Origin of the sequence: Pectobacterium brasiliense (genome assembly GCF_016950255.1) — a bacterium.
GTDB classification, from domain to species: Bacteria; Pseudomonadota; Gammaproteobacteria; order Enterobacterales; family Enterobacteriaceae; genus Pectobacterium; species Pectobacterium brasiliense.
In genome coordinates this window covers 2328200-2343132 of sequence record NZ_JACGFN010000001.1, presented here as the reverse complement: position 1 = coordinate 2343132, position 14933 = coordinate 2328200, and the positions used below count along the sequence as shown (strand labels likewise).

Here is a 14933-nt window from a genome sequence, read left to right as displayed (position 1 = left end):
CAGTGTTGCGAAGGTGGCGGAATTGGTAGACGCGCTAGCTTCAGGTGTTAGTGTTCTTACGGACGTGAGGGTTCAAGTCCCTCTCTTCGCACCAACATCACTACAGCGGTTCTGGTTTGTCGAACCGAAGCAGTATCAGTGTTACATGATAGATTGCATGACAGAATTGCGAAGGTGGCGGAATTGGTAGACGCGCTAGCTTCAGGTGTTAGTGTTCTTACGGACGTGAGGGTTCAAGTCCCTCTCTTCGCACCATGTCGTGACAGATTTAGCGTGTAAGATAGGTTTACTGTAATAAGACAAACAACGTTCTCAGTGCGAAGGTGGCGGAATTGGTAGACGCGCTAGCTTCAGGTGTTAGTGTCCTTACGGACGTGAGGGTTCAAGTCCCTCTCTTCGCACCACAGATTTATTCTGTATCTTCCTGATTTTACTCTCTGTTTATTCTCTTTTATCTCGTTTCTGGCTACAGCGCTTTTCCGCATTCATTGACCCATCTGGTTTTGTGTACCCTTTCTCTTTTCTTTATCCACGAGCACTTACAGCGTCGTGAGATTAAACGTAACGGACAGCGCCGCCAAACCGCCAGCCAGTGCAATGCAGGATGGTAGCAGTAAATAGTGGCGTAAGCGTTGATGGAACAGCATAACAAGCGTCGCCAGCAGGGCGATGGCGATAATCACTTTCAGATGCGTCAGATTAAGGTTGAGCAGCGCCAATAGCGGCATGATGGCACAAGGCAGCAGCACGCCCCACGCACTAGACAGATGCTTCCCCATACACCAACTCACACCCCATAGCCCGCAGGCTGTGATCATTGCTGTCAGCATTTTTCTACCCGTCAAAAATGATAATGATAACTAATATCATATAAGAATTTATATCAATTACTAGCTTTTTGACGAGCAGATTGTTGGAATTTTCTACATAGGCGCGTTAATCGGGATGCTGAGTGCTTAAATGCTGGCGTATCAGGTGGATCATATTCACGATAACCGGCGATCGTTCATGTTTGCGCCAGATAGCCGCAATTTGTGTATGGATTTCGGGCATGTCGATATCATGATAGGTCACATTATCCGCCTTAATACAGGCGAGAGATTCCGGCACAAGGGTGACGCCGAAGCCCGCGGCGACCATCCCGATAGTGGCCGTTAACTGCGGAGCAAAGGGGCTAGGTCTGGGGCCATAGCCTGACAGATAGCAGGTGCGGATAATCATATCGTGTAGCCCCGGACACACCTCGCGCGGGAAAATAATCAGCGGTTCCTGACGCAGTTCGCTGAGTGAAACCTGCGCTTTATGGCTAAGCGCGTGTCCTGCGGGTAACACCAGCTTCATCGGCTCCTCGGCCAAAATTTCACCGTTAATCTCATCACTGAGATCGCAGGGTAAGCGTAGAAATGCGATGTCGATATTACGTTCTTGCAGCGCAGTGATGAGTGCAGCCGGATTTTCCTCCTTTGGCAGCGGCTGAACGTGTGGATGCTGCTGACAGTAACGATGCAGCAGCGCAAGCACGGTTGGGTGGAACATGGCCGACGGCGAAAACCCCACGTTCAGGCTACCTTTCTCACCCCGCGCAATGCTTCTTGTCCGCGCGATGGCCGAATCGGTCAACTGCAAAATCTGACGAGCATCCTCATACAGCGCTTGTCCCGCTTCCGTCATTTCTACGCCGCGCGTCAGTCGCTTGAACAGCGGTGTACCGATCTCCTGCTCGAATTTCTTGATTTGCTGGCTGAGGGGCGGCTGTGACATCCCCAGATTTTCCGCTGCACGCGTGAAATGCTTAGCTTGTGCAACGGCGACGAAGTAGCGCAGATAACGTAGCTCCATTTACGTAACTCCATATGTTTCCGATCTTGAAATGACATTCATTGCATATTGGAATTTTGTCCTCTTCCGCGTCAATCTTTATCTAAATATTAATAATTTTTAAGTAAATGGTGCAGTGAGAAGGAAGGTATGAAAACGAATATCGTTGATCAATCCTGTGAAGAAGCCTTTGCCAGCTACGCCTATGACTTTCGGCGACAGCATGCAGAAAGCGTTATTTATCAAACCTCATTAATGAGTGGACTAATAAATGGCGTATACGAAGGTAGCCGAACGATGGCTGAATTACTGGAGCATGGTGACTTTGGATTAGGAACATTTAATAGTTTGGATGGGGAACTGGTTGCCTTGAATAGCCAGATTTTCCAGCTGTTATCCGACGGTAGCGCACGGGCGGCGAAGCCGGAGCAGAAAACGCCGTTTGCGGTCATGACGTTCTTTCGCCCGACAGAAACGATCCGTTTTGATCGTTGGACCTCGCGTGAAGACGTGCATCGTCAGATCGATGAGATCGTGGGAACGGATAACCTGTTCTGCGCCTTGCGCATTGACGGGAATTTTCGCTGTGTTGAAACCCGTACCGTCCCCCGGCAGTGCCGACCTTATAAACCGATGCAGGAAGCGGTTGAAGGGCAACCAACATTTCATTTTGAACACCGTAGCGGCAGCGTTATTGGTTTTCGTAGTCCAGCTTACACTCAGGGAATAAATGTCGCGGGTTACCACGAACATTTCATTACTGACGATCGCCAGGGCGGCGGCCATATTCTGAATTATGACGTCGACCACGGCACGCTGACGTTTGGTGTGATTGCCAAACTGATCATCGATCTGCCTCAGGATCGGGAATTTCTCAATGCCGATCTGTCCTCAGAAAACCTCAACAGCGTCATCAAGTCAGTAGAGAGCTAGTCATTTCATCGGAGTCATGTCATGGAAAAGTCCACCGAACAGCAAAGCTGGAGTAGCGGAGCCGAGCTGATTGTAAAACACCTGGAAGCGCAGGGCGTGAAGCATATTTTTGGTATTCCCGGCGCAAAAATCGATCGCGTGTTTGATGAGCTGGAAGACTCAACGATCCAAACGATCCCCGTACGGCATGAAGCGAACGGCGCGTTTATGGCAGCGGCGATAGGGCGTCTCACGGGGAAAGCGGGGGTGACACTGGTGACATCCGGTCCCGGCTGTTCAAATTTAGTGACCGGGCTGGCAACGGCGACCGCAGAGGGAGATGCCGTTGTGGCGTTGGGCGGTGCGGTCAAGCGAGCAGATAAACTCAAGCTGACGCACCAGAGTCTAGACACCGTTAGCCTGTTTCAGCCAGTCAGTAAATTCAGTGCGGAAATCACGGCATCCAGTGCGATTTCTGAAGTGCTGGCGAATGCGTTCCGGGCGGCGGAAAGCGGGCGTCCGGGAGCGGCGTTTGTCAGCCTGCCGCAGGATATCGTCAATGAACCGGTTATTAGTCCAGTGCTGGCGTGTCCGAATTTGCCACTGCTAAATGGCGCACCACATAGTGATGTTGCCGAAGCCGCCAAGCGGCTGCGGCAGGCTAAAAATCCGGTGCTGCTGCTTGGATTAATGGCTAGCCAGCAGGAAAATGCGCAGGCGCTGCGTCGTTTCCTTCACCATAGCAAACTCCCTGTGACCAGCACGTATCAGGCTGCTGGTGTGATCGATCAGCAGCAGTTCGATCACTTTGCCGGACGTGTCGGATTATTCAACAATCAGGCCGGCGATAAGTTACTGCAACAGGCGGACGTGATCGTGACCGTGGGTTACAGCCCGATTGAGTACGATCCGGTTTTGTGGAATAGCGGTAAGGCAACGTTGATCCACATCGATGTGCTGCGGGCGGAGATCGACAGTGCGTATCGTCCTGACATTGAGCTGTTAGGGAATATCGCAATGACGGTGGACACGCTGAATGCCTGCATCAACGAGCCGTTTATCTTGTCTGCTGATACACGGCTCGTATTGCAGGATCGTCAGCGCCAGCGTCACGATCTCAGTACGCGCGCGATCGACATGGCGGGGTTTGCGATCCACCCTCTGCGTCTGGTGCGGGCGATGCAGGATATCGTGAATGAGGATGTCACGCTGTGCGTGGATATGGGGAGTTTCCATATCTGGCTAGCGCGTTACCTATACAGCTTCCGGGCGCGGCAGATTCTGATGACCAACGGCCAGCAGACGATGGGCGTGGCGCTACCGTGGGCGATCGCCGCATCGCTGGTGCAGCCCGGCAAAAAAGTGGTGTCCGTCTCCGGCGACGGCGGGTTTATGCAGTCCAGTATGGAGCTGGAAACGGCGGTGAGACTGAAAAGCAATCTCCTGCATATCATCTGGGTGGATAACGGCTACAACATGGTCAAAATCCAGCAAGAGCACAAATACCACCGCCCAGCGGGCGTGTCGTTTGGGCCGATTGACTTCAAGGCGTATGCGGAAGCATTTGGCGCGAAAGGGTTTGCGGTTGAATCCGCGGATGAACTGGTTAGCAAACTCCGTCAGGCGATGGACGTTGACGGCCCCGCAGTGATTGCGATCCCGGTTGATTATTCCGACAACCACTGGCTGATGGAGAATCTAAATATTAGCGTGTTGATCTAACAGTTAAATGGGTTACCCGCCCGTGCGATATCGGGCGGTTTTGTGTAGCGTTTCTCTGAATAATACAGTGTGTAGCCGTATGGTTTTATTTAGAATCATCGGCATGGTCACACGGTAACGGGAAGGGAAACACCATGCTGAAATCTGTACGGCGACTCATCAGACGCGGCCTTATCGTCATCGGCATTATCGCGATGACGCTGTTGGCTATTCGTGTTTATGATACGCAAAGTGGGCCGCCGCTTGCGCCTTGGCACACCTATGTGCCGGATGAATTGTCGGTTGATGTGCTGGATAAAAGCGACTGGTCTGCGTATTTAAAGCAGGAAGCGCTCATCTTTCAGCAGGTCAATCAACATGTCACGCAGGAACTGGATGAGGATGAACAGCGTCCGGTTAACCGCTATTTTTCGGGTAGCCCGGTTTATCCTGGGAAATTCCAGCATGACTGGAACCGATCCTATGAACTATCGCCAGAAGGGGAACTGAAAGGCGCGGTGGTGATGTTGCACGGCCTGACCGATTCCCCCTACAGTTTGCGACATATCGCGGAACGCTACCGTCAGCGTGGTTTTTTCGTTGTTGGAATTCGTCTGCCTGCGCACGGGACGGTGCCGGGGGCGCTGACCGATGTGCAATGGGAAGATTGGCTGGCAGCCACGCGTCTGGCGGTACGTGAGGCGACATCGCACCTGACGGTACAACAGGGCCAAAAGCTGCCGCTGCATATCGTCGGTTTTTCCAACGGCGGGGCGCTGGCGCTGAAGTACACGCTGGATACGTTGGATAACCCTGCGCTGGCGCGTCCCGATCGGCTTATCCTTATTTCCCCTATGATCGGCATCACCAGCTACGCACGCTTTGCGGGGCTGGCAGGGCTACCGGCTATCTTTCCTGCCTTTGCCAAGTCTGCCTGGTTGGGCATCTTGCCGGAATTTAATCCCTTCAAGTACAACTCATTTCCGGTAAATGGTGCGCGGCAATCTTGGTTGTTAACCCATGAGCTTCAGAGTCAGTTAAGCCGGAAAGCACAAGCGAATGCGTTGGTTGATTTACCGCCAGTGCTGACGTTCCAATCGGTGATGGATTTCACCGTTAGCACGCGTGCGGTCATTACGGCGTTCTATAACTTGCTGCCAGCGAACGGGAGTCAGTTGGTTCTCTTTGATGTCAATCGTACCGTCAATTTTGGCCCGCTTCTGCGTGAATCGACGAATGGTGCTGTTAGCCAGCTGTTGCCCGCCACACCACGCCATTATGATACAACGGTGATTTCTAACGCTGCGCCGAACAGTTCTCATGCCGTGGCGTTTGATGTTGCAGCGGGGACGATGCAGGAACAGACTCGCGAGCTGGGGATGGACTATCCATCGGATGTGTATTCGTTATCGCACGTATCGCTGCCGTTCCCAGATTCGGATTCGCTGTATGGCCGTTTCTCACAGAATCCCACCGAGTTTGGATTACCGCTGGGAAAAATTACTCCCAGAGGAGAGCGCTCCGCGCTGGTGGTCGATCTGGATACACTGCTGCGCCTGTCTTCTAACCCGTTTTATCCCTACTTGATTCAGCGTATTGAAGAGAAGATCCCACGATAGCGAACACCACCCGCGGTGCGTTGCGGGTGGTGCTAAGCGTACTTCAATAAATCGACTGATACAGCGCTTTAATCTCATCGATATTCGTATCGCGCGGGTTGCCGCCGGTGCACACATCGTCAAAGGCAGCCTGCGCCAATGCCGGAATATCCTCTTCTCTTACTCCGACATCGCGCAGCCTCGGTGGAATATCCACATCGTGGGAAAGCTGTCGCACGGCGTTAATCGCAGCTTCCCGCACGTGGGCTATCGGCATCTCAGCCGCGCCTTTTACCCCCATTGCCACGGCGATGTCTCGGAATTTTTCACCCGTATAATCCGCGTTGTAGGCCATGATATGCGGCAACAGGATCGCGTTAGCAACGCCGTGCGGGGTGTTGTAAAACGCGCCGAGCGGATGCGCCATGCCGTGTACCAGCCCAAGTCCGACGTTCGAGAACCCCATGCCAGCGATGTATTGCCCCAGCGCCATCTCTTCCACGCCTTTCGGCTTCCCGGCGACGGAATCGCGCAGTGAACGGCTGATAATTTCAATCGCTTTCAGGTGCAGCGTATCGGTCAGTTCCCAGGCGGCTTTGGTGGTGAAGCCTTCAATGGCGTGCGTCAGGGCGTCAATCCCCGTAGCGGCTTTCAGCGAGGCAGGCATGCTCATCATCATGTCGGGATCGACGATGGCGACAATCGGGATGTCGTGCGGATCGACGCACACGAATTTGCGGCGTTTTTCTTCATCGGTGATGACGTAGTTGATGGTGACTTCTGCTGCCGTGCCGGAGGTGGTTGGGATCGCGATAATCGGAACGGCAGCGCGTCGGGTGGCGGCAACGCCTTCCAGACTGCGGACATCGGCGAATTCAGGGTTATTGATAATAATCCCGATAGCCTTACAGGTATCCTGCGGTGAGCCGCCGCCAACCGCGATCAGATAATCGGCCTGTGATGCCTTGAAGCGCTCGACGCCCCTTTCCACCACGGCGATGGTTGGGTTGGGAATCACCTCATCGTAGATATCGTAGGGTAAGCCTGCCGCATCCAGCTTCGCCGTGACATTGGTCGCGACGCCAAATTTAACCAAATCCTTGTCCGTCACCAATAGCGCTTTTTTGAACCCTCGCCGCTTCACTTCATCGACAATGTGGGCAATCGCGCCCGCGCCAAAGTAGGACGTTTCGTTAAGGATCATTCTGTTAGCCATCATCTATCTCCTAATCACGTTTGATTTTGATAAAGCGAAAAATATATGTTGCGCAATTCCTTTCTATTAGTGTGGGATAAGTCGGATCTCAGCGCCTTCCGTCAGGTGCCATGCCATCTTGTTTGCTGGCACTGAGGTAAAGACGCCTGAGAAACCGTTCACAGAGTCGTGATGATGACGGCGTAAGGGAGGGAGTCTGGTTGGGAGTTGTTGTTAGTTTTTGATTGAAAAAATCTAATTTAGGCTTGTTTTTATCATTACATTATCTAATCCGAATGGTGTTTTCATGTGGGTGTCAGTGCCTGCATTAGCCAGTTTTAATGTCATTAATTTGTGGTTTACGCTGTTTTAAATAATTTACGTGCTTATTTTTGTTAATTATTAAGAATATTACGCTGCTTTATTTTTTGTGGGCGGCTCGACTTTCTTTGTCTTCTATATAATTTATCTTATGTCTGAGAGAGTGGTTTAACCTGCGCGTCGATGGTAAGTTCAGTCATAAGATATCGTTTGCGCAGTGTGTTTTATCGCCTGAACGCCATGCGCTGAAGAGGGATGAAGAATGGCAAAGCAGACCCCGTTGTACCAACAACATCTGGCCGATGGCGCCAAAATGGTGGATTTTCACGGCTGGATGATGCCGCTGCATTACGGTTCCCAACTGGATGAGCACCACATTGTGCGTCGGGAAGCCGGCATTTTTGATGTTTCCCACATGACCATCGTCGATTTGCACGGCGTGAGAACGCGTGAATTTCTGCGCTATCTGCTGGCGAATGATGTCGCCAAACTCACACAGCCGGGCAAAGCGCTTTATACCGGCATGCTGAATGCCTCCGGCGGTGTCATCGACGATCTGATTGTTTATTTTCTCACGGAAGACCATTTCCGGCTGGTCGTGAACTCCGCGACCCGTGAAAAAGATCTCGCTTGGATCGGGCAGCACGCTGCACCGTTCGGGGTTGAAATCCGTGAGCGCGACGACCTAGCGCTGGTCGCGGTACAAGGTCCGCAGGCGCAGGAAAAAGTGCAAGAAATCCTGAAGGCAAAAGGCCTGAGTGATGCAGATGTGGCTGCTGTTGCCAGCATGAAGCCGTTTTTTGGCAAGCAGGCGGGCGACTTCTTCGTGGCCACAACAGGTTATACGGGCGAAGCCGGTTATGAAATCGCGCTGCCGAATGAGCAGGTGGTTGATTTCTGGCAACAGCTGCTGGCAGCTGGCGTGAAGCCATGCGGACTGGGCGCACGCGATACGCTACGGCTTGAAGCGGGGATGAACCTGTACGGTCAGGATATGGATGAGGGTATTTCGCCGCTGGCCGCCAATATGGGCTGGACAATCGCCTGGCAGCCGGAGGATCGCGAGTTTATCGGGCGTGAAGCATTAGTGCATCAGCGTGAAAAAGGGACCGATCAACTGGTTGGTTTAGTGCTGACGGAAAAAGGCGTATTGCGCAATGATTTACCTGTGCGCTTTACTGATAGTGATGGCGTGATGCGAGAAGGGGTCATCACCAGCGGATCGTTCTCGCCGACGCTTGGCGTGAGCATCGCGCTGGCGCGTGTTCCGGTGGGGATTGGTGAGCAGGCGATTGTGCAGATTCGTAACCGCGAACTGCCTGTCCACGTGACCAAACCCGGCTTTGTCCGCGCCGGAAAAGCCATCGTTCAGTATTGATAGCGGCTTGCCTGTAAAGATAAGCGCACGGGATTAACGACTTTAGTAAAGGGGATGCAATGAGCAACGTACCAGTAGAATTAAAATACACCACATCGCACGAATGGGTGCTACACGAGGGCGACGGTATCTACAGCGTGGGCATTACCGAACACGCGCAGGAGCTTCTGGGTGACATGGTCTTTATCGATTTACCTGAAGTGGGCACGGTCGTCGCCGCAGGTGATGACTGCGCGGTGGCGGAGTCGGTAAAAGCGGCATCGGATATTTATGCGCCCATCAGCGGTGAGATCGTGGAAGTTAACGACGATCTGGAATCCTCCCCTGAGCTGGTCAACAGCGCACCTTATACCGATGGTTGGCTGTTCCGCATCAGAATTTCTGATGAGTCTGATTTGGACGAACTGCTTGATGCCGAAGGCTATCAGGCGTCGTTAGAAGAAGACGAGTAGTTATCGCGCCCCCGGTTTTGCTGAACCGGGGGCGTTTTGTTTTATTCGCCCGCGTCGTCTTTCAGCGCGGCAGCGATCACGATTGATGCAGGCACGATTGATCCAGGAAATTACTGTAATGACCCAGACACTCAGTCAACTCGAACATGACGGCGCGTTTATCGAGCGCCATATCGGTCCTTCCGTCAGCCAACAGCAGCACATGCTGTCGGTGGTCGGCGCGACGTCGCTGGATGCGCTGATCCGCCAGATTGTCCCGGTGGACATTCAATTGCCCAGCCCGCCTGCGGTGGGAGAGGCGGTGACGGAACATGAAGCGTTAGCTGAGCTGAAGGCCATTGCAGGACGCAATCAACGTTATAAAAGCTACATTGGCATGGGCTACAGCGCGGTGCTGATGCCGCCGGTGATTTTACGCAACCTGCTGGAAAACCCAGGCTGGTACACCGCCTATACGCCGTATCAGCCGGAAGTCTCTCAGGGGCGTCTTGAAGCGCTGCTGAATTTCCAGCAGGTCACGCAGGATTTAACCGGTCTGGACTTGGCCTCTGCCTCGCTGCTGGATGAAGCAACCGCAGCGGCGGAAGCGATGGCGATGGCGAAGCGCATCAGCAAACTCAAACAGGCCGAACGCTTCTTCGTCGCCGACGACGTGCATCCGCAAACGCTGGACGTGGTGCGTACCCGTGCGGAAACTTTCGGTTTTGAAATTGTTGTCGGTAAGGCGGAAGACGCGTTGAAAGACGATGCGGTGTTTGGTGTTTTGCTGCAACAGGCAGGGACGACCGGCGAACTGCACGATTACAGCGACCTGATGGCCGCTCTGAAAGCACGCAAGGTCGTCAGCTGCGTGGCGTCGGACATCATGGCGCTGGTATTGCTGACTGCGCCGGGCAAGCAGGGGGCGGATATCGTCTTCGGTTCCGCACAGCGCTTTGGCGTGCCGATGGGCTACGGTGGGCCACACGCGGCGTTCTTCGCCTGCCGTGATGAACATAAACGTGCTATGCCGGGACGTATTATCGGCGTGTCGCGCGATGCGGCAGGCAACACCGCGCTGCGCATGGCGATGCAGACGCGTGAACAGCACATTCGCCGCGAGAAGGCGAACTCCAATATTTGTACCTCGCAGGTGTTGCTGGCCAACATTGCGGGGATGTATGCGGTATTCCACGGGCCGGAAGGGCTCAAACGTATTGCTGGGCGCATCCACCGTCTGACCGATATTCTGGCGGCGGGATTAACGCAGGGCGGGCTGCTGCTGCGCCATCGCAGCTGGTTCGACACGCTGACTATCGAAGTCGCGGACAAAGACGCGGTGCTGAGCCGGGCATTAAGTTTTGGCATCAACTTGCGTAGCGATTTGGCGAGTGCGGTAGGCATCACGCTGGATGAAGCGACCACGCGTGAAGATGTGCTGGCGCTGTTTGCCGTGCTGTTAGGCGACGATCACGGGTTGGATATCGATGCGCTTGATACGGCCATCGGCCAGAAAGCGGCCACGATCCCTGCCGGACTGATGCGCCACGACGCGATCCTCTCGCATCCGGTGTTCAACCGCTATCACAGCGAAACCGAGATGATGCGCTATCTGCACCGTCTGGCGCGTAAGGATCTGGCGCTGAATCAGGCGATGATCCCGCTCGGTTCCTGCACCATGAAGCTCAACGCGGCGGCGGAAATGCTGCCGATTACCTGGCCGGAATTTGCCGAGCTGCATCCATTCTGCCCGACGGAACAGGCGCTGGGCTATCGCCAGATGATCGAACAGCTATCGGGCTGGTTGGTGCAACTGACGGGCTATGACGCGATTTGTATGCAGCCCAACTCAGGCGCACAGGGTGAATACGCGGGGCTGCTGGCGATCCGTCGCTATCATGAAAGTCGCAATGAAGCTGGTCGCAATCTCTGTCTGATTCCTAGCTCCGCCCATGGCACGAACCCAGCATCGGCGCAGATGGCGGGGATGGACGTGGTGGTGGTCGCCTGTGACAAGCAGGGCAATATCGATCTGCACGATCTGCGTGAGAAAGCGCAGGCGGCGGGCGAACAGCTTTCCTGCATCATGGTGACCTATCCATCCACTCACGGCGTCTATGAAGAGACGATCCGCGAAGTGTGCCAGATCGTGCATCAATACGGCGGTCAGGTATATCTGGACGGCGCGAATATGAATGCGCAGGTTGGCATCACGACGCCGGGTTACATTGGCGCTGATGTCTCGCACCTGAACTTGCATAAAACGTTCTGTATTCCGCACGGCGGCGGCGGACCGGGCATGGGGCCGATTGGCGTGAAAGCGCATCTGGCACCGTTTGTGCCGGGTCATCAAGTGGTAAAAATCGAGGGTGTGCTGACGGAACAAGGCGCGGTCTCTGCGGCACCGTTCGGCAGTGCTTCTATCCTGCCGATTAGCTGGATGTATATCCGCATGATGGGCGCGGAAGGGCTGAAACAGGCTAGTCAGATGGCGATCCTGAACGCCAACTATATCGCGACGCGCTTACAGCAGGCGTATCCGGTACTCTACACCGGCCGTGACGGTCGCGTGGCGCACGAATGTATTCTGGATATTCGTCCGCTCAAAGAGAGTACGGGTATCAGCGAGATGGATATCGCCAAGCGCCTGATCGACTACGGTTTCCATGCGCCGACCATGTCATTCCCGGTCGCGGGCACGCTGATGGTGGAACCAACGGAATCGGAAAGTCAGGTAGAGATCGATCGCTTTATTGATGCGATGCTGGCGATCCGCGCCGAAATCAACCGCGTCGTGCAGGGCGAATGGCCGCTGGATGACAATCCGTTGGTCAACGCACCGCACACGCAGGCGGAGCTGGTGGCTGATTGGACGCACCCGTATAGCCGCGAACTGGCGGTCTTCCCGGCAGGCAGTGAACACAAATACTGGCCGAGCGTGAAGCGTCTGGACGATGTGTACGGCGACCGTAACCTGTTCTGCTCGTGTGTGCCGATGAGCGATTATGCGTAATTAACTGCGATCGTTAAGATTGTTACTGCCAGTGATAGGCGGACACTGAGTTATCGCATCAACGATAGTTTCAGATACCGCCTTGTATCATCTAATCAGTTAGGCATAAGCAGTGGATAGAGATAGCCCAAAATGGAGAAAAGATGAAAGTCAGACTTGCAGAACCTGATGAAGCAGAAGAATGTTGGGAGATCAGGAATCAGGCTATCCGCCATGGATGCAAGAGCAGCTATGAAGCGACAATTATTGCTGCATGGACACCAGAATCTATGCCGGAGGGATACAAGCGAGCTATTGCTACTAACCCTTTCTTTGTTGTTGTGGGTTTAGATAACAGACCGGTTGCTACGGGCTTTCTTGATATTTCTTGTCGCAGTGTTGAGGCTATTTTTACCTTGCCTGAGTATGTTGGGAGAGGATTGGGTGGAATGATTCTTGACGCTATAAAGGATGAAGCACGCACACGTGGTTATGAGCAATTAACATTATCCTCAACCCCTAATGCTCACTCTTTCTATCAAAAGCATGGTTTTTTGTTTCAGCAGGAAAGCTTATATCAATCCACTCTTACTGGGAGTGAGATGCGATGTATAGATATGGTTTTCAAATTATAGTATTGGCTGCTCTGCGGCTTGTATGGTGCCAGCTCATCGTTGTACTGAATTTAACACCTCAACTTAGCCCGCGAATTATTTACTTTCGAAAACAAACTGTCATTAAACTGACGCCCCACTGACACGCTAGCGTTCTAGGGTAAGGCCTCTGTGTTTCACACTGAACGGCCTTTGAGTTATGCGTGCAAAATGCTTTCCCTATCTTGTGCTGTTGCCGACGCTGGTGTTTTTGCTTGCCTTCACCTATTTCCCTCTGTTGCGCTCGGTCATCGACAGCCTGTATGACACCCGACTGAATGCCGATACGCCGCTGTTCATCGGTATGGATAATTTTGTGCGTCTGGTGCAGGACGCGGTGTTCTGGCAGGCGTTGCTGAACAACGTGCTGTATATCCTGATGACGGTGGTGCCCGGTGTGCTGCTGGCGCTGTTGCTGGCGGTGCTGCTGTGGGAAAACACGCGCGTTAACCGCTGGCTGCGTACCGCTTTCTTCTTTCCGATGATTATTCCACTGGTGAGCGCCGCGACGCTGTGGCTGTTCATCTTTATGCCGGGGTTAGGGCTGCTGGATTACTATCTGGCAAAAGCGTTCGGCCCGATGAACAACAACTATCTCGGTATGAGCGACAGTGCGCTGGTGGCGGTGAGCGTCATCGGTATCTGGAAATTCGCCGGTTACTACATGCTGTTTTTTCTCGCCGGTCTGCAAGCCGTTTCAGCCTCTGCACGCGAGGCGGCGCTGATGGAAGGAGCTTCACGGCGTCAGGTGTTTTTCTACGTCACGCTGCCGCTGCTGCGGCCAACCATCGCCTTCGTGGTCACTATCGCCTTTATCTACGCTATTACCCAGATCGACCATGTGGCCGTGATGACGCGCGGCGGGCCGAATAACGCGACGACCGTGCTGCTCTATTACATCCAAGATCTGGCGAATGATACGCACGATCTGGGTAAAGCCTCTGCGGCTACCTTCCTGACGCTGGCGATGCTGTTCGCCTTTTCCATTATGAATCTGAAAGTGCTGGAGAAAGGGGCGCATTATGAGCGTTGATCACCCGAATGTTGAGAACCTAAGTGTTGACGCTCGGCATGTTGCAAACCGCAGCGTAGCCAATCGCCATCCGCTTCGCATCACGACGCGGTTCACGCTGCCGCTGTTGCTGATGTGCGCCGCGCTGCTGTGGGTCAGCCCGTTTATCTGGATGCTGTCTTCTTCCGTCAGCACCAGCAGCTTTGGTGTGGACATGGCCTCGCTGCTGCCGCGTCTCCCGCTGACGCTCGATAACTTCCGCGATGCGTGGGATAGCGCCGACTGGTTACGGCTTTACACCAACACGCTGATCTTTGCGGTCGGCACGTTTCTGGTACAGCTGGTGACGATCACCACGGCGGGCTACATCTTTGCCTATCACGAATTCCGCGGCAAAACGCTGCTGTTCTACCTGCTGCTGATTCAGATGATGATCATGCCCGTCGTCATGATGGTGCCGAACATGATGACGCTCAAACAGCTCGGCCTGCTTAATACTCTGACTGGCGTGATGATGCCGTATTTTGCTTCGGCGTTTGGCGTTTTTTTGATGCGTCAGGCGTTTCTCAATATCGCCAAAGAAATCGAAGAGGCGGCGTTGATGGAAGGCTGCCGCTGGTGGCAGGTGGTGTTTCACGTCCTGATTCCTATGACCTGGCCGTCAATTCTGGCTTTTGCCACGGTCAGCATTACCTACCACTGGAACGAATATCTCTGGCCGCTGATGGTGCTCAATGACCCCGACAAACAGGTGCTGACCATCGGGCTGGTCTCGTTCGCCATGGGCGCAGAGTCCGGCGGGCAGTGGGGATTGATCTGCGCGGGCACGCTGCTGGTGTGCTTGCCGCTGATGGTGGCTTTTGTGGTGTTCCAGAAGCAGTTCCTGAGCAGCTTCGGTTTCTCGGGCATTAAGTGAATCGCC

Annotated in this window: 12 protein-coding genes and 3 tRNA genes; 12 read left to right on the top strand and 3 right to left on the bottom strand. The window is 53.8% G+C overall.

Translation table 11 applies throughout. The annotated features are described in order from the left end of the window. Positions 1-7: 7 nt before the first annotated feature. From H4F65_RS10430 to H4F65_RS10420, 3 genes are all read left to right on the top strand, one after another. Positions 8-94, top strand: a tRNA-Leu gene (locus H4F65_RS10430). 74 nt (positions 95-168) lie between these two features. Beyond that, positions 169-255 (top strand) — tRNA-Leu (locus H4F65_RS10425). Between the two features lie 62 nt (positions 256-317). Next, a tRNA-Leu gene (locus tag H4F65_RS10420) sits at positions 318-404 on the top strand. Positions 405-539: 135 nt separating this feature from the next. Here H4F65_RS10420 and H4F65_RS10415 read toward each other — a convergent pair. Together H4F65_RS10415 and H4F65_RS10410 are read right to left on the bottom strand one after the other, a co-directional pair. Next, positions 540-830 (bottom strand): DUF1435 domain-containing protein, encoded by a 291-nt coding sequence (locus tag H4F65_RS10415; RefSeq protein ID WP_029369019.1) that lies wholly within the window; start codon positions 828-830, stop codon positions 540-542. 106 nt (positions 831-936) lie between these two features. Then, complete coding sequence (locus H4F65_RS10410) at positions 937-1839, bottom strand: LysR family transcriptional regulator (protein ID WP_010279770.1); 903 nt, start codon at positions 1837-1839, stop codon at positions 937-939. A gap of 129 nt (positions 1840-1968) precedes the next feature. Here H4F65_RS10410 and budA point away from each other — a divergent pair, with 129 nt between their 5' ends. From budA to H4F65_RS10395, 3 genes are all read left to right on the top strand, one after another. Next, the gene (gene budA, locus H4F65_RS10405; RefSeq protein WP_010279772.1) at positions 1969-2751 is read left to right on the top strand and encodes an acetolactate decarboxylase; all 783 of its coding nucleotides are present in this window, start codon (positions 1969-1971) and stop codon (positions 2749-2751) included. A gap of 21 nt (positions 2752-2772) precedes the next feature. Beyond that, complete coding sequence (alsS, locus tag H4F65_RS10400; protein ID WP_010279774.1) at positions 2773-4452, top strand: acetolactate synthase AlsS; 1680 nt, start codon at positions 2773-2775, stop codon at positions 4450-4452. A 134-nt stretch (positions 4453-4586) separates the two neighbouring features. Further along, complete coding sequence (locus H4F65_RS10395; protein WP_010279777.1) at positions 4587-6050, top strand: alpha/beta hydrolase; 1464 nt, start codon at positions 4587-4589, stop codon at positions 6048-6050. Positions 6051-6093: 43 nt separating this feature from the next. On the opposite strand, the gene fucO is transcribed toward H4F65_RS10395, so the two are convergent. Next, on the bottom strand, positions 6094-7245 hold the full coding sequence (gene fucO, locus H4F65_RS10390) for a lactaldehyde reductase (RefSeq protein WP_010279780.1): 1152 nt from the start codon (positions 7243-7245) through the stop codon (positions 6094-6096). 562 nt (positions 7246-7807) lie between these two features. Here fucO and gcvT point away from each other — a divergent pair. The 6 genes from gcvT (at position 7808) to H4F65_RS10360 (ending at position 14927) form a co-directional block, all read left to right on the top strand. Continuing rightward, entirely contained in the window at positions 7808-8923 is a 1116-nt protein-coding gene (gene gcvT, locus H4F65_RS10385) for a glycine cleavage system aminomethyltransferase GcvT (RefSeq protein ID WP_010279783.1), read from the top strand. Between the two features lie 59 nt (positions 8924-8982). Next, positions 8983-9375, top strand: a complete 393-nt coding sequence (gene gcvH / locus H4F65_RS10380) for a glycine cleavage system protein GcvH (protein ID WP_010279785.1) — start codon at positions 8983-8985, stop codon at positions 9373-9375. 118 nt (positions 9376-9493) lie between these two features. Beyond that, a complete protein-coding gene (gene gcvP, locus H4F65_RS10375; protein WP_010279790.1) occupies positions 9494-12367 on the top strand; it encodes an aminomethyl-transferring glycine dehydrogenase in 2874 nt (957 codons plus the stop codon). A gap of 143 nt (positions 12368-12510) precedes the next feature. Further along, positions 12511-12981, top strand: a complete 471-nt coding sequence (locus H4F65_RS10370; RefSeq protein WP_010279796.1) for a GNAT family N-acetyltransferase — start codon at positions 12511-12513, stop codon at positions 12979-12981. A 178-nt stretch (positions 12982-13159) separates the two neighbouring features. After that, positions 13160-14032 carry a carbohydrate ABC transporter permease gene (locus H4F65_RS10365; RefSeq protein WP_010279800.1) on the top strand — a complete coding sequence of 291 codons (873 nt, stop codon included), beginning with the start codon at positions 13160-13162 and terminating at the stop codon, positions 14030-14032. After that, entirely contained in the window at positions 14022-14927 is a 906-nt protein-coding gene (locus H4F65_RS10360; protein ID WP_010279803.1) for a carbohydrate ABC transporter permease, read from the top strand. The genes H4F65_RS10365 and H4F65_RS10360 overlap by 11 nt, the downstream gene beginning before the upstream one ends. Positions 14928-14933: the final 6 nt, after the last annotated feature.

Excerpts from the sequence above, each read along its gene's own strand:
- H4F65_RS10365 (WP_010279800.1), top strand. The coding sequence starts at position 13,160 with ATGCGTGCAAAATGCTTTCCCTATCTTGTGCTGTTGCCGACGCTGGTG.
- gcvT (WP_010279783.1), top strand. The coding sequence starts at position 7,808 with ATGGCAAAGCAGACCCCGTTGTACCAACAACATCTGGCCGATGGCGCC.
- H4F65_RS10415 (WP_029369019.1), bottom strand. The coding sequence starts at position 830 with ATGCTGACAGCAATGATCACAGCCTGCGGGCTATGGGGTGTGAGTTGG.
- alsS (WP_010279774.1), top strand. The coding sequence starts at position 2,773 with ATGGAAAAGTCCACCGAACAGCAAAGCTGGAGTAGCGGAGCCGAGCTG.
- fucO (WP_010279780.1), bottom strand. The coding sequence starts at position 7,245 with ATGGCTAACAGAATGATCCTTAACGAAACGTCCTACTTTGGCGCGGGC.
- gcvH (WP_010279785.1), top strand. The coding sequence starts at position 8,983 with ATGAGCAACGTACCAGTAGAATTAAAATACACCACATCGCACGAATGG.
- H4F65_RS10395 (WP_010279777.1), top strand. The coding sequence starts at position 4,587 with ATGCTGAAATCTGTACGGCGACTCATCAGACGCGGCCTTATCGTCATC.
- H4F65_RS10370 (WP_010279796.1), top strand. The coding sequence starts at position 12,511 with ATGAAAGTCAGACTTGCAGAACCTGATGAAGCAGAAGAATGTTGGGAG.
- H4F65_RS10360 (WP_010279803.1), top strand. The coding sequence starts at position 14,022 with ATGAGCGTTGATCACCCGAATGTTGAGAACCTAAGTGTTGACGCTCGG.
- gcvP (WP_010279790.1), top strand. The coding sequence starts at position 9,494 with ATGACCCAGACACTCAGTCAACTCGAACATGACGGCGCGTTTATCGAG.
- H4F65_RS10410 (WP_010279770.1), bottom strand. The coding sequence starts at position 1,839 with ATGGAGCTACGTTATCTGCGCTACTTCGTCGCCGTTGCACAAGCTAAG.
- budA (WP_010279772.1), top strand. The coding sequence starts at position 1,969 with ATGAAAACGAATATCGTTGATCAATCCTGTGAAGAAGCCTTTGCCAGC.